This is a genomic window from Desulfobacula toluolica Tol2, assembly GCF_000307105.1.
Taxonomy (GTDB): Bacteria; Desulfobacterota; Desulfobacteria; order Desulfobacterales; family Desulfobacteraceae; genus Desulfobacula; species Desulfobacula toluolica.
Genome location: NC_018645.1, coordinates 2,916,731 through 2,937,033, shown reverse-complemented (window position 1 = coordinate 2,937,033; position 20,303 = coordinate 2,916,731). Strand labels below are relative to the sequence as shown.

Below are 20,303 nucleotides of genomic sequence, written 5' to 3'. Positions count from 1 at the left end.
TTAAACCTTCTAAAACCCTGCAATGATAAACATAATAGGCTGAAAAGTCAAAAGCTTTTTGACAACGCCGGTTGAATATTGTATCTAATTTGTTTTTAAACTTAAGTTAATATCGGAGAATCTGAAGCGAATGAAAACAATCAATATTGGAATTTTAGGATATGGTGTTGTTGGCGCTGGTGTTGCAAAGTTGTTAAAGCAGAAAAAACAATTGCTGGAATCCAGAATCGGTGCTGTTTTAAATCTTAAAACTATTGCTGATATTGATATCACAACAGACAGGGGGGTTGAACTTGGAACAACTGCTCTGGTTTCCGATGCAACCGTGATAATTGATGATCCTGAAATAGATATTATTGTGGAAACCATCGGAGGGGAGACCATTGCCAAAGAATTTATTTTAAAGGCTCTTGAAAATAAAAAACATGTGGTCACTGCCAATAAAGCCCTGCTGGCAAGTTATGGGAATGATCTTGTCAAGACAGCCCGGAAGAATTTGGTCGATCTGGCCTTTGAAGCCAGTTGTGGCGGGTGTATGCCCATCATCAAGTCTTTGCGGGAATCTCTTGTTGCCAATGATATCAAAGCAATGTCAGCGATTTTAAACGGAACCTGCAATTATATTCTTACAAAAATTTCCAAGGATGGGTCGGAGTTTGAAGATGCGCTAAAAGATGCCCAGCAATTGGGATATGCTGAGGCTGAGCCTTCATTGGATATTGATGGGTTTGATACTGCCCATAAACTTGCCATTTTAAATTCCCTTGCCCACGGCATGGAGATTAATTTGAAAGACATACATGTGGAAGGTATCCGCACTATTACACCAAAGGATATTGAGTTTGCAAAGGAGTTTGGGTACACCATAAAACTTCTGGCCATTGGCAAAATTCATGAAAATCATGTGGAAGCCCGTGTGCATCCCACCATGATCCCTGACTCAAACCCTCTTTCCCATGTTGATTCTTCTATGAATGCCATTGTCATTGACGCAGATGCCACAGGCCAAGCCATGCTGTATGGTCATGGTGCAGGCATGATGCCCACGGCCAGTGCCGTGTTAAGTGATGTTGCAGATATTGCAAGAAATATTATTTCAGGAACCAAAAGGCGGGTTCCCATTTTGGGATATCCTGAAGATAATATCAAGCCGATTCCCATTCTTCCCATGGACGAGCTTTATACAAGATACTATCTTAGGTTTGAAGCCCAGGATCATCCCGGGGTGCTGGCTAAAATTTCCGGAATTTTAGGAGAAAACAATATCAGCATTAAATCGGTTCATCAAAAAGGCCGGAAAACTAACGGGAACGTGCCGATTGTAATGATCACCCATATTGCCAAAGAGGCAAGTGTGCAAGATGCTTTGATAAAAATTTCAAAAATAGATTCAGTTGTTGGCAGTCCTGTTGTTATCAGGATAGAAGAAACTGTTCAGGAGTAAAAATAAAAATGAAAATATTGGTTGCAGATTTGGAAGGTGTGTTTTTGCCTGAAATATGGATTAATGTTGCACAAAAAACCGGGATTGAAGAACTTAAACTGACCACCAGGGATATCAGTGATTATGATGTGTTGATGACCAAGCGGCTTACTATATTAAAAGAGCATAATTTAAAGATTCAGGATATAAGTGAGGTGATTGCCACCTTGGAGCCACTTGAGGGCGCCTTGGAAATGTTAACCTGGATCAGGGAACAAGCACAGATTATCATTTTATCAGATACTTTTGAGGAATTTGCAAAGCCTTTGATGGCAAAGTTGAATTTCCCCACTCTTTTATGTCACAACCTGAGCATTGATAAAATGGGCAATGTCACTGATTATAATATTCGCATTGATGATCAGAAAAAGCGGGCGGTTAAAGCCTTAAAAGAACTTAACTATGAAGTGATTGCCTTTGGTGATTCTTATAATGATATCGGGATGATTACCCAGGCAGATCATGGATTTTTCTTTAGCCCGCCTGATTCAGTGATCACGGATTATCCTGAAATTCCAGTGACAAGAAACTATCTGGAGCTGAAAAACATGATCAGTTCGTTGCTGAATGTGTGATTGTGGATATATGATTATAGATATTGATACTTTTAAAACCGTAAAAGCCCTTGTGATAGGGGATCTGATGATTGACGAATACCTGTGGGGCAGTGTGGACCGGATTTCACCGGAAGCTCCGGTTCCGGTGGTGTGCGTGGAAAAAGAAAGCCATGCCCTCGGGGGGGCGGGAAATGTCATCAATAACCTGGTTTCCATGGGGGCGCAGGTGTTGCCCATTGGCACGGCAGGAACGGGCAAGGCCGGTCAAATGATATTTGAGAAGCTTGAAGAACTGGGGATTGAAACTGACGGTATCATCAGTGAGCCGGAAAGGCCGACTACCCGAAAAACAAGGGTGATTGCATCCAATCAGCAGGTTCTGCGCATTGACAAGGAGATAAAAAAAGATATCAATGGCAACACCCTTGAAAAGCTTGTAAGCATTATTGAGCGTAAAATTTCCGGGGTTAATCTGATTATCATTTCAGATTACAACAAAGGCCTGGTTACAAAAGAACTGGTCCGGCACACTGTTGAGCTGGCAAAAAAATATAATGTCCTTACTTTGGCAGATCCCAAGGCTCTTGATTTTTCAAAGTATGAGCATGTTTCCATACTCACGCCCAACAAAAAAGAGGCAAGCCTTGCCGCCAACATGGATATCAAATCAGACAGGGATCTTTTTGCCGCCGGTTGGAAAATAATGGACCAGGTCAAGCTGGAAAGGCTCCTCATTACTTGCGGCAAGGACGGCATGGTATTGTTTGAAAAAGACAAGGAACCTTATGTCATTGAATCCAAAGCCCGGCAGGTGTTTGATGTTTCCGGTGCAGGTGATACGGTTATTTCTCTTCTGGGACTTGGGCTTGCAGTGGGTGCAACCTTTAGGTCAAGCGCCATGCTTGCCAATGCTGCTGCCGGGATTGTTGTTGCAAAGGTTGGAACCGCAACGGCTTCTGTTGATGAATTAAAGCAGGTGATGCCAAATTGAAAATTATAATTTTTAGAAAAAAATTAAAGCCTTGACATGAACAATGCAATTATGTATATTGCTTTTCGTTGATGCGGGGTGGAGCAGTCTGGTAGCTCGTCGGGCTCATAACCCGAAGGTCATTGGTTCAAATCCTTTCCCCGCTACCAAGCAAATTACAAGGGTCTCGAAAGTTTTCGAGACCCTTTTTGTTTTTTTATAGAATCAAAATTATTCCCATGACAACAAGACACAGGAAAACAACTCTCAAATAGATATCTTTTTTGAAAAATCGGTAACAGTATGAGCCGAAAAAAGTTCCCAACAAAACAAAGGGTACTGAAAACAGAAAGTATTTACCCACGGTGGCCGTGGTTAATCCGGTTATTATATGGGCTGAAACAACCATATAGGAGTTAAAACAAAAAAATCCTGTAAGGGTTGCCTTGATTTCGTTTTTGCTCCAGTTATTCAGGGTGGTGTAGATGATTGCCGGCGGTCCCCCCGCACTGAATGCCGCTCCGATTGAACCGGATAAAAATCCTGAAACATAGCCCCAGCTATAATGAATCTTTCCGGGTTTGACGGTAAAGAACAGGTTGTACAATGCATATGCGATTAAAAGACTGCCCATAAGGTTCTGGATCATTTCGGAAGGGACGGTCTTTAAAATGGTTGCACCTGATATGATACCGGGTATTGCTCCGGCGCAGAGAGGTAGAATTTTTTTTCGATCAAAATATTTCCATAACTGCACACTCATATAGGTTGTGATGATAAGGCTTAACAGTGAACATAGCGGTATCGCCGTTTTGATGTCGATAAGCAGTGATAACAGAGGAATTGCGACAAGGGCGGAGCCGAACCCTGAAACACCTTGAACCCATCCGGCAAGGAAAAATATTAAACTGATACTGATAAAGGTTGTCATGTTGACACTCGTACAAGCTAAAGGTTTGTAATCTGTCCTTATACACTATGTCATTTCTGACGGGTAGGAAAAAAAACTTTGCTGTTTATGTGATCTGTCCATATCTAAAAAGAGATTGAAGTTTAAATAGGACTGTTAACTCCTGTCATCGGGGCAATCTCTCATAATATCGGGTTGATCGCTTTTGTGCTGTTGTCGGCATCCGTCTTTTTTTTGAAAATGGAATAAAAATTTTGTATGAAAGTCTTGAAAAATTCACTCAGCTTATTTCGGCTCAGTCTTAATCAACGCCGGAAAGTATCTGGGTTCGTGTACCACTGTCGGCATTGGGGTTGCCAATCCTCCATGCCAACCCAGGGTTTCCACAGAGAAAATGTGCGGGGAGTCTTTTTCAGCCTGGGTGGCTTTGTGTTTGACCGTGTATAAAAAGCCCAGCCCTATGCTTATGCCGGCTAAGCTGCTCATCTGCCTTGTGGCTTTCGAATTTCCAGGCATGCCCAATACCGAATATAACAATGCCATTTCATTTGATTTTGCCCATCTGTAATGGCCTGGATCAATATAATGACGTACGACTTCATTGCAGCTCATACGATTTGCCTGGTCTAAACTGAGCCATTCGTCATCATATGTGCCGTTTCCGTCATAATCAACTATGAATGTTTCCGATCCCTTCATATATATCAGAGTGGGCAGTTGGGGAGTGCAAGATGAGACTATCAACACTATAATAGAATACCAGATTTTTTTGTTCATAATCACGTTTATTCAGGTTGGGATATTGTGAGAAGTTTAATTCATGCAATTCTTTAATCCATGCGATTTATCAAAACCTGGCGGGGTTTTACGCCATCAGAAGGTCCCACAATCCCTCTTTTTTCCATAAGATCAATAATTCTTGCCGCCCTGTTATACCCAACCCTGAGGGCACGTTGAACACCTGAAATTGAAGCTTGTCTGCTGACAAGAACAAATTCCAGAGCAGCTTGGTATTTTTCATCATACTCATCCTCACCAACAATATCCATGGCGGGTTCGGTATCATTTTCCGTTATCACGTCAAAAATATAATTAGGCTTTTTCTGGGCTTTTAGAAACTCGGTTATTGTGACAAGTTCATCTTCTGAAAGATAGGTGCCGTGTACCCTGGCAAGCCGTGCGGTTCCGGGTGGGACAAAAAGCATATCCCCGCTGCCCAAGAGTGTTTCAGCTCCGTTGGAATCAATGATTGTCCTGGAGTCGGTTTTAGACGAGACTTGAAACGATATCCTGGTGGGAAAATTAGCTTTAATTATGCCAGTCAACACATCAACGGAAGGCCGCTGAGTGGCAAGAACCAGATGAATGCCCGCAGCTCTTGCCATCTGGGCAATACGGGTCAAAGACAATTCAATATCCTTGGCCGCAGTCATCATCAGATCGGCCAGCTCATCTATGATGATAACAATATATGAAAATTCTTCAAATGCTTCATCTTTATCCCGTTCAGGACAAGCCATTTGTTTTACTTTGTGATTATACTGCTCAATGTTTCTCACCTGTAATTTAGCCAGGATCTCATACCTGCGTTCCATTTCTCTTACCACCCACTGAAGCGCAATATTTGCTTTTTTCATGTCGGTAATAACCGGTGTGAGAAGATGGGGAATATCATTGAACAATGACAATTCAATGCGTTTTGGATCAATCATGATAAAATTTACTTTGTCAGGAGGTGATTTGTACAGGATACTGGCTATCATGGCATTCAACCCAACGCTTTTGCCGGTTCCAGTGGCACCTGCTATCAACAGATGCGGCATTTTATCAAGCTCCACAACAACAGGGTTGCCGATAATATCTTTGCCAAGGCAGATGGGGAGTTTGGATGTGCTGTTTATGAAATCATCGGATCTGACAATATCAATAAAAGGAACAAGGCTCTTCTTAAGATTGGGAATTTCAATTCCAATAACATCCTTACCAGGGATCGGAGCAACAATACGGATACTGAAGGCACTTAATGCAAGAGCCAGATCATCTGCCAGGTTAACGATCTTGCTGATTTTGATTCCCGGAGCAGGCCTGTATTCAAAGGTCGTAATAACCGGCCCTGGAGAAACCTCCATGACTTCTCCTGTGATACCGAAATAACCAAGTTTTTGCTCAAGCAGTTCAGCATCTCTTCTGATGGCCTCATGGTCAATTTCTATTTTTCCATTTCCGCGTTTTAAAAAATCCAGGGCAGGCAACTGGAATTCATCGCTATCTGTGTTGCAGGATTCAATGCAACTGTTTTGTTTTTCTTCAGGTTTGTTAATCCTGAATTGGGCGGATGGGGATGCTGAAATTGTTGGGGGCACTGGTAAAACCAAATCCTTTGCCAATGACGGGGCTTGAGTCTGTGCAGGCTCAGCTATATTATTTGAGTCGGAATTTAAATTTTGTGTGTCTGTTTGTGTTTCTGGATTTTGCATGGCTATCTGTTGCACGGCAGGTGATTGTTTTTGCATGTCTTCCAAGAGTTCTGTTTCTGTGTCTTCCGAGAGTTCTATTTCTATCTCTTCCAATGGCTCTGTCTGCAAGTCTTCCAATGGCTCTGTCGTTGTCTGAATATCCATTGATGGTGATGAAATAAAAGAATTCTTTCGGCTTTCTTCAGACAAATCATGATCTGTCAAATCCCGATCTGTTTTTTCCAGGGCCGTAATAACCGGGGGTTGTTTTTCGGAAAAGTCTTCTTCCTTAAAAGAAGAAGAGTTGTCATTGTCATCCGGTTGTGTTTCGGTCAAAGAAGTTGTGTCTTCCTGATTTGTTTGAATCTGTTCCGATAAAATATCGTCATTGTTTTTTAAATCATCAAATGAGCTTGAGCAATGAATTGTCTTATCAGTTTTAAATTTTTGACTGCCAGCATCACCTGATTGATACCGATCGTGGTAAAAAGCTTTCATCTTTTCATTTCTATTGAAAAGGCGATTATATTTATGCTCAAGCTGAATATGTTCGTTCTCAAGCTGAATATATTTGTCCGAAATATTTAAGTTTGCCAGTAATAATTTCGCATATGGGTTTGAGTTTTCTCGAATGCCCTGGAATTTTTTTTCAATTTTTTCAAGTTCACTGACCATAAGATCTGCAATACGTTCTGCATTGGCCAATTCCAAACCATCTTCTATTTTAAACCCATAATCACCATACTCTGTTCTGATTGTTAATATATTGTTATCAAGACTGTAACTATTCTTTTCCACGCTACCAACTTTTTTTTATTAATTTAAGATAATTCATAAATTCAAGGAACAATGATTTTTCATATAACATAATTGAAAATGTTAAGCCATTTTAAAAAAACAGATCAAACTTCATTTTGAAATAAGGTCTCTTTTACTTTTTTTGTGGCACCTTTATCTGCCACAGCCTTTTAAAAAATTCATTTTGGGATTTTTATTGTACTCTACCATTTGTTTTGGGTATAGTATCGAACAAGACCTTGATTTAGGGGTAATCATCTTGAGCCATTAGGCTGGAGGAAAAACATGGAAATAAATGAAGACCGTCTGGTGGAAATTGAAACTAAAATTGCTTTTCAGGAAAATACCATTAAAAATTTAAATGATGAACTTTATGAACAGCAACGAGAAATCACCAGGCTCGGTGCTATCTGTGATACCCTGGCAAAGCAGATCGGTGCGCTTTCAGCGTTCTCGCCGGGAAGTGATGCGCCTGCCGATGAAAAGCCGCCTCACTATTAGCTGTTCATCCTTTTGTTTAACAAAATCTGGAACGGCAAATGAACATTTGTATACACTTTCAAAAACAATTGGATTTTTTCCGGGTAAACGACAAACCCGGCAGGCAATTTAACTATGCCTTAAACCGGAAAGCCAGTGTAAAGGATATTATCGAATCGCTTGGCGTTCCTCATACTGAAGTCGGGCATATCTGTTTTAACAAACAAGAGATTGATTTCTCATTTATCCCTGTTTCCCAGGGCATACTGGATGTGCAGGCTGTATCCCCCCCGTTTAATGTCGGGCTGCCGTCGTTCCTGAGACCTCAACCGCTTAAGCGTATCCGGTTTGTTGCAGATGTGAATGTGATCAAACTGGGACGACTTTTGATCCTGCTGGGATTTGATGTAATTTATTCTTCATTCTATTCTGATGAAGAAATTGCCGATATTGCCGAAAAGGAAAATCGAATTGTTCTGACCCGTGATACCGATCTTTTAAAAAGAAGTAAAATCATTTTTGCAAGGCGGATCAGGGCAAATTTACCCTATGACCAGATGGCTGAAACCATTCGTTTTTTTGGACTGGAAAATAGGATTTCTTTTTTTTCACGATGTACCGCGTGTAATATTAAGCTTGTAACCATAGAAAAAAAGGATGTGATGCATCTTCTTGAACCCAAAACAAAACAATATTTTAATACGTTCTTTCAATGCCCTCATTGTAAAACCGTCTTTTGGAGAGGGTCCCATTATGATTTTTTTAAAAAACAGATTTCAGCTCTTGGGATTTCAATAAATCATTGAATAAATAGTCACTATGATTATACTCAAAAAGATATTAATAAAAAAGAGGAATATAGGATGGTTATCATTACTACCCATAAAGGATCTGATTTTGACGCATTGGCATCTCTGGTGGCAGCATCCCTGCTGTATCCCGATGCAAAACCGGTTTTGCCCACTTCCATTAATGCAAATTTAAAAGGTTTTCTATCAATTCATAAGGATTTGTTTACCTTCTACTCGCCTAAGGATATCAAGTTAGAGCATGTAAAAACCATGATTGTTGTAGACACTCACTCATGGAGTCGCCTGGAAGGTATGAATTCATTGAAAGACAGGAAGGATCTTGAAATTATCATATGGGACCATCATTCTGAAGGTGATATTAAAGCAAATGAGATGAATATCCGGGAAACAGGAGCCACTGTTACAATGCTGGTGGAAGAAATTAAAAAAAAAAGAAAGCTTATTACACCTATTCAGTCCACGCTTTTTTTGATGGGTCTGTATGAAGATACAGGTAATTTGACATTTCCGTCAACCTTGCCTGAAGATGCATATGCTGCCGGGTTTCTTCTGGACCGAAAAGCAGATTTGAATATCTTGGCCACGTTTTTACGGCAGGCGTACGGGAAAAGGCAAAAAGACATCCTCTTCCATATGATACAGAAAGCTCAGAGAAAAGAGGTGTCCAGGTTTTCCATAAGTATTTCCAAGGTGGAGGTAGATGGCCGAATCCAGAATCTTGCCATGGTGCTTCAGATGTACAGGGAAATTGTCAATGTGGATGCCGCATTTGGAATTTTTAAAGACGTTGAACGAAACCGTTGCATGGTTATCGGAAGAAGCAATATAGATGAAATTAATATTGGCCTGTTAATGAGAAGCATCGGCGGTGGCGGACATCCGGGCGCTGGATCAGCTCTTTTGAAAGCTGCAAACCCGGATGCAATTGAAGATATACTTGTTGAACTTATTTCCGGGAACCAGCATTCCACTGTCATGCTGGTGGATATCATGTCCTATCCGGTTGTGACCGTACACCAGGATAAAACCGTAGAAGAAGTGGCCATGATTTTACGCGACAAGGGATGCACGGGCATGCCTGTTGTGGACAATGATAATCATATGGTCGGCATTATCTCCCGGCGGGATTTTAAGAGAGTCAGAAAATCAAATCACATGCAATCGCCCATAAAAGCTTTTATGAGCAGGAAAATTGTGAGCATACCTTATGACAAAAGCGCCATGGAAGCTGCTAAATTGATGATCAAATATGATATCGGACGTCTGCCTGTTATGAAAAAGGGTGAACTGATCGGAATCATTACCCGGTCCGATGCCATGACGTATTTTTATGATCTGCTGCCGGATTAATCAGCCATTATTAATCAAATCTTGAATACGCTCCGGCAAAGGTTAGCGTGCTGTCATAAATTCAGTTTTTTAGTTGCTTTAACGGCAAGTTTCTCCCTGAATATCTTTGAGTTGTGCCGGATATCCACAGGAAAGGCTTTTTCAATAAAAATATGCTCAATCATTTGTGTTAAAGGATTTGATTTTGCAATTTCCAGCAGTTCATTGATAAAGGCGTTTTTATCTTCTGGTTTTGTACAGGGCTCTATAAAAATAACCGGTATCTGCATGTGTTTCGGACCCGCACCTGCAAGTGCGCTTCTGAACACGTTTTCATGGTTGTTGAAAATGGCTTCCACAGGGATAGTGAACAGAGTTTCATCTCTGGTGACAACTCTGTGGTTTTTTCTTCCGCAAAACCATATTCTTCCTTTTGAATCCTTCCATCCAAGATCCCCCATTCGGTGCCATATCTTGCCGTTCGGATCAGGGATCTTGGCCAGCAGGTCTGCTTCATGATTATTAAAATAGTTTTCCGTTACAAGGTCTGCTGTTACCGTTATTTCTCCAACCTGGTTTTCAGGCATCTTAAGATTATCATGGAATTGGGTGATGGGATTGTCACTGATTTTAATTATTTCAACCCGGGTGTCGCAAATGGGCCTGCCAATGCACATGCCAAATCCCTGTTCGGAAAGTTTTTTGGTTTCAGAAAGGATTTCATTGGACCCGATGGATATGATTGGTACGGATTCGGTTGCGCCATAGGGAGTATGGATTTGCGCATGGTCAAACAGCAGGGTGGAAAATTGTTCTATGTTGGCGGGCGTCACCGGAGCGCCTGCAGATACCACACGCCTTAAAGACGGCAGTTTGATATGGTTTTCCTTGCCGAATTTGCCCACCCTGTTCAAGAGAGCAGGGGAGGCAAACATATTTGTGATCCCTTGGTTTTCAACGGCTTCTATGATTTTTGCAGGGTCAACAAGAGCCGGTTTGGTAGGATCCATATCAGGAATAACAGCTGTCATGCCAAGTACCGGATCAAAAAGAGCAAACAACGGAAACGTCGGCAGATCGATTTCATCGGGTTCAATCTGAAAGTGTTCCCGTATCTGTTTTATCTGGGCCTCAAAGTTTCCATGGGTATAGACAACACCTTTGGCAGGGCCGGTTGATCCTGTTGTAAAAACAATGGCAGCGGCTTCATCACGGGTTGTTTGTGCTATGGGGTAAGGATCATCGGTCTGCGCCATGAGCTGGTCAAGGGTATATCCACCCCAGAACCATCGTTTGCCCACCGTAACCCAGTGTTTTACAGATGTAAAGAAACCGGGTTTCAGTTTTCGTAACAAATGGGCTTTTTCTATGCCGATAAAGGCTTTGGGTCTCCCCTGCTGAAGGCATTGAAGCATTCGGCCGATCCCCATTCCTGGATCAACGACAACGGGTATTGCCCCCACTTTGAACATGGCAAATACGATTATAAAAAATTCCATACCCGGCGGCACCATTAAAATGGTTCTGGTTCCCCTGGTAATGCCGATTTCTTCAAGGCCGAAGGCAAGTTTGTCCGATTGCCTGTCAAGCTGGGAAAACGTCATCTGGCTGTATAAAACCCTGCCGTTCCTGTCTCTGCCTGAAGGATAAACAATTGCTCGTTTGTAGGGATATTTTTCACAGGTTTGTTTTAGACCAAGTGAAATGTTTGAATAGGATGTCATAAGAATTTCTTTTTTAGTTTGTAAATGTTTGCTTTAATAAATCCCTGAGGAACTGTTTCTTCCGGTTTTATGCTCTTGGTCAGTTCCTTTGCAGGTGTTAACGCATTCCGGGCAAGTTCTATTAATTCTCTGTCTTTTTCTTTAATTTGGGCCAGACCCTGTTCTTTATTTACACAAAACAGTACATAGGTTTCTTTAACGGGTTTTTCAATTTTTATAAAGGCTTTTTGAAGTGTGTTTTTTGCTTTTTCCCAGTTTTTTTTTTCTTTGTCTGCAATCTTTTTTTGTTCAGGATATTTTTGGGCAATGTCATTGATTTTTGTAATCTTTTGATCAAATAAATCCATCTCTTTATTAAAGGATACCATGGCGACATAGAGATCAGGAAGATAATCAAAACTGAACCTGACCATTTCTTCGGGAAGATCAAGGTGCTTTAATTCGATCTTTTGATAGACTTTGGGGTCTTTGGGTGCAAGATAAAGATCATATGCGGTATATGAAGCAGCGCCAAGCGCAACAAGAAAAAACAGGATAATAACCATCTTTTTTTTTGATCCGGCTTTGTTCTTTTTTTTTGGCAGCGTTTGAATTGAAGTTTCTTGGCTGTCAGCTTCAGGCTTGTCTTGGTCTTGTCTCTTTTTTTTAAATCCTAGCATATTTGCTTTTTACCCCGGGCCTCAGTTAAATGTCAAAACAAATAACTATCTTATTTGTTTGGCTTATTGGTTTAAAAAAGCCTTGATCAGGTGACTTGTTTCTTCAGGCTTGTCTTCAAACAGGTAATGACCTGCATCATGAAAAACATGGGAAGCCGCTTTTGGAAACCTTGTTTTGAATTCATTGAAAAAAGTCAGGTCAAAAACAAAATCCTTTGCTCCCCATAAAAACATCAGGCTGGATTCATCCAGATGTTTAAGGTTCTGATCCACATGATTCACAATGGCGTAGCTTTTGTCTTTTTGGGTTATAGGGATGTCCTGGACAAATTTCAAGGTGGCTATCCGGTTTTTCCAGGAATTATACGGTTCAACAAGTCCTTTTTTAACCTTTTCTGATAATCTTGTTTCACTGCCAAGATACAGGGCCCCTTTTGCAAACGCATTAAGCCCGAGTACGGCTGGAACGGCAAAAGCTCTGATATATTTGATCAGCCATAACAGGAAAGGAAATTGTTTTTCTTTTGGCAGGAAAAATCCCGACGTGTTGGTAATAACAATCTTATCAATTTTATCCGGATGATCAATGGCCCAGGCAAGGCCGATCATGCCGCCCCAGTCATGAACAACCAGGCTGATTTTTTCATTGATGTTCAATTGGTTGACCAGAGCATCAAGATCTTTTACCCTTGATTCAAGGGTGTAGTCATATGTTTTGCTACCAGGTTTATCTGAAAATCCGCATCCGATATGATCAGGTGCAATGGTTCTAAAGTTTTTTGAAAGGGTTTTGATCAGGTGCCGGTAGTAAAACGACCATGTGGGATTGCCGTGAACCATCAGTACGGGCTTTCCTTTTCCCTTGTCAATATAATGAAGATCATGCCCGTTGATGTTAATAAAATTGGAATCAAAGGGGTAAAGATCTTCAAAGCCTTTGGTGGAGGTCAGTGTATTGTTAATTTGTTTTTTTACCATTCAACACCTAATATGAAACAGTTAATACCGCTGCCGATTCCAATAAAAGCTACAAAATCGCCTTCTTTTAAAAAACCTCTCTCGTCTGCAATGGCAGCGGTGATGGGAAGCGATACAGTGCCAATATTTCCAAGATACGGATAGGTTGCAAAGTCTTTTGTTCTATCAATATTAAGTGCCTTATAAAATGCCTGATGATGATAAGACGTGATCTGATGACCAATAACCTTATCAATATCATGTGGAGAAATTTTTAATTTATCATTAAACGCTTTAAAAGTTTCAACAGCCAATTTCAGACCATGATCAAGGACGGCATCTCCAATAGTTCTCATGATAATCTTAGCGTCAGTCGGCATATCTTTTTGAGAAAATCCCCAATAACAAAGATTATGATGCTCAATGGCATTTTTGACAATTCCGCCTTTAATCGCATGTTGCCGCAAGCCTGCGTTATCAAAAGATCCGTCTGTAAGCAGAACAGCAACAGCACCTGATCCGCCGGTCATGGTTGCAACGGTTTCTTTGTAAAATTGCAGATCTTTTTTTTTGTTTATTTCTTTTATTGTGGATTCTATTATTTGCCTTGAAGTTTCAGCCGATACTATTAAACCGGCTTTAATCTGTCCCAGTTCTATTTGATTTGCAACCTGAACAATACCTGTAATAACTCCTAAGCATGCATTTGATACATCATAAATCTGCGCATTTTTGCTGATTTTCAATTTGTCTGCTATTGCACAGGATGTTGCAGGTTCAAACCCGTCTTTGCAGACCCCGCAGAAAACGAGCGCTTCAATATCTTCAGGGCTGATACCGGATTCATCTATTGTTTTTTGTCCTGCTTTGGAACTTGCTTGTGCAAGGGTTTGCTCTTTATCCCATAATCTTCTCTCTTTTATTCCTGTGAGAGCCTCAAGCTGCCCAACGTTAAATCCCATAGCGTCATAAAAAGGTTTCAGCTGTTCCTCAATATCAATGGATGTGATGATATTCGGGGCGAGTTCATATTCTATTGAACTGATATATACTTTTGAATACTTCATTGTTAGCCTAAATAAATGTTATTTTAATTGATCAGGGTAACATACAATATTTTCTATAAAGAATCAAAAAAAACCAAATACTAAACCAGATGCTTGCAACTATTGTGTTTGATGTCTGTGATAAAATCACAAATCGTCTCAGATTATGGGTTGAGAATTCGTTTTGAATTTGGCAAAGGTAGTTTTAAGTAAGGGTTTGTTAAATCCAAACTGATTAATATTTTATACGTTTTGTTAACTTTTCAAGGTATCTGGATTTTAGTTGCCGGTTGGCCAGGATTCTTTTGATTAAAGGAAGTTTAAAAAAAACACCTAAAACAGCAGCCATTGCCCTGTGGCTGAATAACACACGGTTGTCAAAAATAAAATCTTGTAATGTGCCTCGTTCAATTGCCATCACTACAACTCTATGCATTGAATCCAAAGGGGTTAGAATCTTTGTCTCTCTGTGTCTCAATTTCAAGGCGTTGTTTGGGCATGACCGGATACAAATGCCGCATCCGAGACACAGATTCGCATTTAATGTTGCAATATTTTTTTGTTTGTTTCCACTAATATCTTTTGGAATCAAATGCAATGCTTCAACCGGACAGATATTTACGCATTTTTTGCATCCATTACAGCTTTGATCATCAATTTCAGGGATAAAATTTGTTGTGTGAACAGGGTTGAATATGGCAAATCGTTTGGCAGCAAGCAATGCCTCACAGCAGCATCCGCAGCAATTGCAAATAAAATTCACCTGCTCTCTTACATTATCGCCGAATTGAACAAGCTTGTGATCATAAGCTTGTTGTAACAGATCCATACATTCTTCAACATCAACACTGCGTGCATTTTTGTGCTTTATTAAAGATGCAGCGGAAATATTAAAAGTCATGCAAATATCTATCGGGTTATTGCATGCTTTTCCAATATGGTGCATTTTATGTCGGCAATAGCACATACTGACAGCTCTGTGAGTTGCATTTTTTATGACTTTTGACGCACGCTCATAATCCAGCACTTGTAATGATACCTCAGAAGACAAAGCCGGTTCATGAACAAAAACACGCCCCAGCTGTGTTTCTCCCTGAGTAAAAAGATTTTTTACAAAATCTTTTTCAACATTCAAATATTGATAAAACAGCTCGCTTAATAGTTTCTGATCAATGTCTTTTCGAATCCGCATCATTGAAAATTCAAAAAAACCAGCCATTGGCGGGGGTAAAACATAAACGGATTTGCCGTTTTGTTCGATATCAATAAGAAGGGCTTTGTCACACAATTTATCTAATTTTATTTGTGTCTTACAAAGATTCATTTTCCAGATTTGGGAGGCTTTTTGAACTGAGAAGGGTTTTATTGGCAATAAGGATATTAATTGAGCCTCTTCTTTTGTGAAAAGAATTTCTAATATTTGATATAACAATTGAGAAGGATTGGCTCCCTGCGGAAGTCGATTGATCCTGTCAATTAAATTGCCATAGATTTTTTTATTTACATGATGAGCCATTTTAGCTGTTATCCAAATGTTTAACGGATGACCCTATTGGTTTATATGAAATAATTTCTAACCTGTTGAAATTAAAAGTCTTTCATTTTTTGTTGTGGCAGGCTGATCTGCTATGGTCGTTATTACCTCCAAAAAGATTTTAACTCACTTTTTGTCAGACCGGCAAGCTTAAGTCCCATGTTTTTGTACAGCACTATTCTCAAATCATCGGAAAACATATGAGCATCAGCTATTACATAAGGTTCCGGGGCATATCCCATCTGTTTTATTTCTATTTCATACCTGGCTTTTTTGGTGTCCGGTGTCACAGGGCCCCGGCATTTTAAATCACTTTCATTGTCTGGGATAACATCATAAAACACATCATCCCGGTCGCTTATCCAGCCCATTCTCTGGGTAAAGATCCTCAAGGCATGGGCGCAGCATTCATACATAAGGGTGCCCGGCATGACCCTGTCATCAATAAAATGACAGGTTAAAAACCAGTTGTCCGGGTGGATATCGGCCTGGGCAATTATGGAGCCAAGCCCGAACCGCCCGCCACAAGGATCAAATTCAAGAACCCTGTCAATAAGATGCATCCGTTTGCCGGGAAGTTTTAAGTTTTTACCAAGAGATTTGAGGGCAAAATTTTTTCCAAATGCATCCCCAAGGTTGCCGGATCTTAAAGCCTCTATTCTTTCATCGGAAAAACTTTCTTTTTCAACCGGAACCAGGGAAGAAAATTTTGAATGGGATTTTATCTGTTTCAACTCTTCGGACTTAAGAATAATACCGCCTGAATTTTCAACCTCTTGTTCTGTAAAAAATCCGGCACACCCGTCTTTCATGGAAATGAGCAATTGGTCGTTAACATAGCCCTTATAATGGAAAAAGAACAGGTATACATCCCCTTGCTTTAAAAAACGGTCGATTTCAATGTGATACTCAATGGTTTCTCCGGGTTCCGGCAATGTCCGGTGAAAAGTGACTTTGGCATCTAAAAGCCTGTATTTCCGGGTGCCTTTTACCACATGGTCAATGCCCATCCATGCGCATAAAAACAGGTCTGCCTGGCCTGCTTCAATGGAAATGGATACAGGGGCTTTACCGCCATCCAGATACCAGGCGTTTTCTTTTACATCATGCTGGGTAATTATTTTACCCGATGTTAAAGAAAGCATTTCTCCCTGGATATCCATGATCCTGTCCACCAGCATTAATGGTTCGGCAGGCAGTCTTACCCTGACAGGATAAGTGTCTATGATTTCAAATTTTTTTCCAAGCACATTTCCGGCTTTTCCCACGGCATACTCAAGGCATTGATCTCTGTCCAGAAAGGGGGAAGGCGCACCTGCCGGTGATGGTGATTCAAAAACCTTATCAGATTCGGAACTTTCAGGTGCTGGGTCCGGCCTTTCCAGCGGTAAAAGAGTTTTTGTCTCGTGTATCACGCTGCCGGCAAGTCGGGTCATAGTTTCAAATTGTTTTTCAAGAACCACCATGTTTTCTTTTGAAAATTCAAGGAATTTTTCATGGGCACGGGACGTGGCAAGAGTGCTGTCGGCAATCAGGGCCGGATCAAGTTGCATCGGGTCAAAATGCGTTTGATCAAGGTGAGTTTGATCAAAAATGGCCTCATCTGTTCTGAGCTGTTGCTGTTTCATATCACTAACCTTGTTTTCATTATCAGTGATCTTTTTTTCATTTGTCCCAAGGTGTTGGTTGATTTTTAAAATGGTTTCTTCTGAAATGTGCTTTGGATTGGTTTTCAGGATCAGTTCTTTTTTGGGTTTCATATTGTTATCAGTCACCTTGTCAGATTCATCTTCGGATTCATCTAAAAAAGAAATATCTTGCAAGCTTTTATTCTTTGGCATGTGTTCTTCAAGGATCACATGGGCGCAGGCCCCGTCCAGTGTCATGGATGCTGCACAGGCCTTTAAAGGTGTCTTTTTGTCCTGCTTGTTCCATTTGATTGGCGTGTCTGTGAAGCAAAACCGGTTTTTTTCAAGTTGTTCAAAACAGGCCTGCATTGCTTTATTCGAAGGCATTATCCTGTGATTGAGGCACAATGCTGTTTTGATAACGGAGAATAAGGCGGATGCCCCCCGGGTATTGCCTATGACGGGTGATGTTGCAGTGACATGACAATGGGGTTGGTCTGTGTCTTTTAAACAAAGACGGTTTAGCACACGGGTTTCGGTTGTGTCATTGTCTTTTATACCGGAGGCACATGCTTCATACAGGTCGATGTCTTGAAAATTTGTTTTTGCATCTTTGAGTGCAGTTTCAAGGGATCGGGCATACAGGGTTTCTGAAATATTCGGATCAGGGCATTTTTCGCCCGGGATGACATCACTGCCGGCTCCTGCCACACCTGTTATAATTCCATAAATCCTGTCACCGTCTTCAATTGCCTGGTCAAGTCGCTTTAAAACAATTGCTGCAGCCCCTTCAGACGGCAGGATAGCCTCAGAATGCTCTTTTGCCCCGGCATTGAGGGCAAATTGCCGGATATCTCCTGCAAGGTCCACACAACCACAGATAAACAGTTCTGTCTCCCATGCGCTCAGGGAATGAACCGCAGTTTCAATAGCCTTGATGCCGGAAGCTGCTCCGGCAGACAGGGTGAAACACGGACCTCCCAGCTTGAATTCTCTTGCCACGCGGGATGCCACAATTCCGCCAAGGGCTCCCAGTGTGCGGTTAAATGTCAATGGAGGAGAAATTTTGTCTTTCAATGCTTCCTGAAGATGATTGATTTTCCATCGAAGATGAAAATCCGTGGCGCCATAATCAAATTCAATTCCAATGGCACAACCCATATGGTGTCTTGGAGCATCGTCAGGCAATGGCCTTGGAGTTATTTTTGCATCTTCCAGGGCTCCTTTGACGGCTTTAAGAAGAAAAATGTGCTGAGGAAGGATATCTGTCATTTGATTGGGGGGGATATGGAATTCTCCCACCCTGGTTGACAGATGATCAATATAAAATCCCGGTTTTTCCTTAATTTCCTTAAGTGCCCCGTACCCTGTTCTTCTCCACCTTGACCCTGGAAGTCCGGGCTTTATACATGTTCTGTCCAGGATAAGATCCTTGAATTCGGACAGGGAAGAGCATTCGCGCGCAATGGTTTCCATGCCGACGATGGCACAGGGAATCGTTTTTAAGGTTTTTGTTTGTTTGATATTGGATGCGCTGTAATGGGTTGAGCCGTAATGGGCTGAGGAATGGGTTGAGGGAGCAATAAATTCTTCAACCAGCAGATGGGCATTGATTCCGCCGAAACCAAAAGCGCTGATCCCGGCTTTTCTTGTTGAATTGCCGGGATTGGGAAGCCATTGTTCAACATTGGTTTGAACCTTGATATGGCTGTTGTTTAAAATGCTGTTGGATGAAGGACCGGAATAATTTAATGAGGGCGGTAAGATCCCCTCGTTCATAGAAAGAACGGTTTTGATAAATCCGGTTGCGCCTGCTGCGGTCAACAGATGGCCGGTCATTGATTTGACTGATCCTATTGAAAGATGTTTGTCAGGGCAGTCAAATGCCTTGAGCAATGAGTGAATGCTGGTAAGCTCCACCTGATCCCCCACAGGGGTGCCGGAACCATGGCATTCCATGTACTGGATGTCGTCAGGCGACCAGGATGCCTGTTCATATGCCTGGATCATTGCGCGAACCTGGCCTTCCGAGGCCGGGCCCACAAGGGTTCCTTCAATATCATTGGATACCCCGGCACCTGTGATGACCGCATAAATCTTATCCTTGCATTCAATGGCATCTTCCAGACGTTTTAAAACCACAATGCCTGTTCCTTCTCCTACAACAAGACCGTCAGCAGCTTTGTCAAAGGGCGAACACCTGCCTGAGGGGGACAATGCCTGAAGCTGTGAAAATCCGATCTGGGTGTACAGGGAATCAGGCCTGGAAACTCCCCCGGCCACCATGATGTCCGCTTTTTTTAAATGAAGGTGTTCACAGGCAAGTTTAATAGAGTATAAAGATGATGCGCATGCAGCATCAAGGGTAAAGCTTCCGCCTTCAAATCCCATGGCCCTTGCCAGAACTGCGGCAGGAAAAGAGACCACAGCTGCATTTGAAAAATCATTTGGCCCTGGCTTTTTTACCTCTTTGTTGCACAGGATCTGCCGGGAAACCATGGAAGATGCATCTGTGGGAAGTGCAATAGCAGCCAGAATAACACCGGTTCTTTTTTTGTCTTCTTTTGTATGAAAACAGTGTGAAAAAGCCTCTCGTCCTGCATGCAATACCAGTTGGTGCAAGGGGTCAAGTTGGGATAACAGATCTTTTTCTATCAAAAAGCCATGTGGATCAAATTGAAAATCTTCAATCAGGCCTGCTTTATCAGATACTGCTTTGTCCACAAGTGTCCGGTTGGAGATAAACTCGTTGACAGACCCTATCCATCGATGATCCGGCACACGGATAATTGAATTTTTTTTATGGACGATATTGTCAAGAAACTGCCGGGTATCCAGTGCCTGGGGAAATACCCCGGCCATTCCCACAACTGCTGTTTTATTGATTTTTTTTTTTATCTGATTTTTCATATTGGCTCATATAATGCAGAACACAGCTGATTTCAAGGAATCAGTGTAAA

15 protein-coding genes and 1 tRNA gene are annotated in these 20,303 nt (G+C 41.4%); 7 read left to right on the top strand and 9 right to left on the bottom strand.

Translation table 11 applies throughout. The features are described 5' to 3' along the window. Positions 1–130 precede the first annotated feature (130 nt). The 4 genes from TOL2_RS13440 to TOL2_RS13425 all read left to right on the top strand — a co-directional run bounded on the left by TOL2_RS13440 (position 131) and on the right by TOL2_RS13425 (position 3,180). Positions 131–1,444, top strand: coding sequence for a homoserine dehydrogenase (locus TOL2_RS13440; RefSeq protein WP_014957969.1), 1,314 nt, complete (start codon positions 131–133; stop codon positions 1,442–1,444). Positions 1,445–1,452: 8 nt separating this feature from the next. Then, complete coding sequence (thrH, locus tag TOL2_RS13435) at positions 1,453–2,058, top strand: bifunctional phosphoserine phosphatase/homoserine phosphotransferase ThrH (protein WP_014957968.1); 606 nt, start codon at positions 1,453–1,455, stop codon at positions 2,056–2,058. Positions 2,059–2,068: 10 nt separating this feature from the next. Continuing rightward, positions 2,069–3,031, top strand: coding sequence for a D-glycero-beta-D-manno-heptose-7-phosphate kinase (gene rfaE1, locus TOL2_RS13430; protein WP_014957967.1), 963 nt, complete (start codon positions 2,069–2,071; stop codon positions 3,029–3,031). Positions 3,032–3,103: 72 nt separating this feature from the next. Continuing rightward, a tRNA-Met gene (locus tag TOL2_RS13425) sits at positions 3,104–3,180 on the top strand. A 47-nt stretch (positions 3,181–3,227) separates the two neighbouring features. On the opposite strand, the gene TOL2_RS13420 is transcribed toward TOL2_RS13425, so the two are convergent. From TOL2_RS13420 to TOL2_RS13410, 3 genes are all read right to left on the bottom strand, one after another. After that, entirely contained in the window at positions 3,228–3,941 is a 714-nt protein-coding gene (locus TOL2_RS13420; RefSeq protein WP_014957966.1) for a sulfite exporter TauE/SafE family protein, read from the bottom strand. Between the two features lie 264 nt (positions 3,942–4,205). Next, positions 4,206–4,619, bottom strand: coding sequence for a hypothetical protein (locus TOL2_RS13415; RefSeq protein ID WP_041279503.1), 414 nt, complete (start codon positions 4,617–4,619; stop codon positions 4,206–4,208). A gap of 131 nt (positions 4,620–4,750) precedes the next feature. After that, on the bottom strand, positions 4,751–7,174 hold the full coding sequence (locus tag TOL2_RS13410) for a DNA translocase FtsK (protein WP_014957965.1): 2,424 nt from the start codon (positions 7,172–7,174) through the stop codon (positions 4,751–4,753). Between the two features lie 285 nt (positions 7,175–7,459). On the opposite strand from TOL2_RS13410, the gene TOL2_RS13405 reads away from it, so the two are divergent. From TOL2_RS13405 to TOL2_RS13395, 3 genes are read left to right on the top strand one after another with little or no spacing between them, the layout of a single operon-like run. Next, complete coding sequence (locus TOL2_RS13405; protein WP_014957964.1) at positions 7,460–7,675, top strand: SlyX family protein; 216 nt, start codon at positions 7,460–7,462, stop codon at positions 7,673–7,675. Between the two features lie 38 nt (positions 7,676–7,713). Then, entirely contained in the window at positions 7,714–8,460 is a 747-nt protein-coding gene (locus TOL2_RS13400; protein WP_014957963.1) for a Mut7-C RNAse domain-containing protein, read from the top strand. Between the two features lie 57 nt (positions 8,461–8,517). Beyond that, entirely contained in the window at positions 8,518–9,816 is a 1,299-nt protein-coding gene (locus TOL2_RS13395) for a CBS domain-containing protein (RefSeq protein WP_014957962.1), read from the top strand. A gap of 53 nt (positions 9,817–9,869) precedes the next feature. Here the strand turns inward: TOL2_RS13395 and TOL2_RS13390 are convergent, their stop codons facing one another. The 6 genes from TOL2_RS13390 to TOL2_RS13365 all read right to left on the bottom strand — a co-directional run bounded on the left by TOL2_RS13390 (position 9,870) and on the right by TOL2_RS13365 (position 20,253). Next, positions 9,870–11,519 (bottom strand): fatty acid CoA ligase family protein, encoded by a 1,650-nt coding sequence (locus tag TOL2_RS13390; RefSeq protein WP_014957961.1) that lies wholly within the window; start codon positions 11,517–11,519, stop codon positions 9,870–9,872. Then, positions 11,516–12,178, bottom strand: coding sequence for a hypothetical protein (locus TOL2_RS13385; RefSeq protein WP_014957960.1), 663 nt, complete (start codon positions 12,176–12,178; stop codon positions 11,516–11,518). The genes TOL2_RS13390 and TOL2_RS13385 overlap by 4 nt, the downstream gene beginning before the upstream one ends. Before the next feature lie 63 nt (positions 12,179–12,241). Next, on the bottom strand, positions 12,242–13,156 hold the full coding sequence (locus TOL2_RS13380) for an alpha/beta fold hydrolase (protein WP_014957959.1): 915 nt from the start codon (positions 13,154–13,156) through the stop codon (positions 12,242–12,244). Further along, positions 13,150–14,202: a 3-oxoacyl-ACP synthase III gene (locus TOL2_RS13375; protein ID WP_014957958.1), complete on the bottom strand. Its 1,053-nt coding sequence runs from the start codon at positions 14,200–14,202 to the stop codon at positions 13,150–13,152. The genes TOL2_RS13380 and TOL2_RS13375 overlap by 7 nt, the downstream gene beginning before the upstream one ends. 214 nt (positions 14,203–14,416) lie before the next feature. Beyond that, a complete protein-coding gene (locus TOL2_RS13370) occupies positions 14,417–15,697 on the bottom strand; it encodes a 4Fe-4S dicluster domain-containing protein (protein ID WP_014957957.1) in 1,281 nt (426 codons plus the stop codon). Positions 15,698–15,819: 122 nt separating this feature from the next. Continuing rightward, a complete protein-coding gene (locus tag TOL2_RS13365) occupies positions 15,820–20,253 on the bottom strand; it encodes a beta-ketoacyl synthase N-terminal-like domain-containing protein (protein WP_014957956.1) in 4,434 nt (1,477 codons plus the stop codon). Between the last annotated feature and the right edge of the window lie 50 nt (positions 20,254–20,303).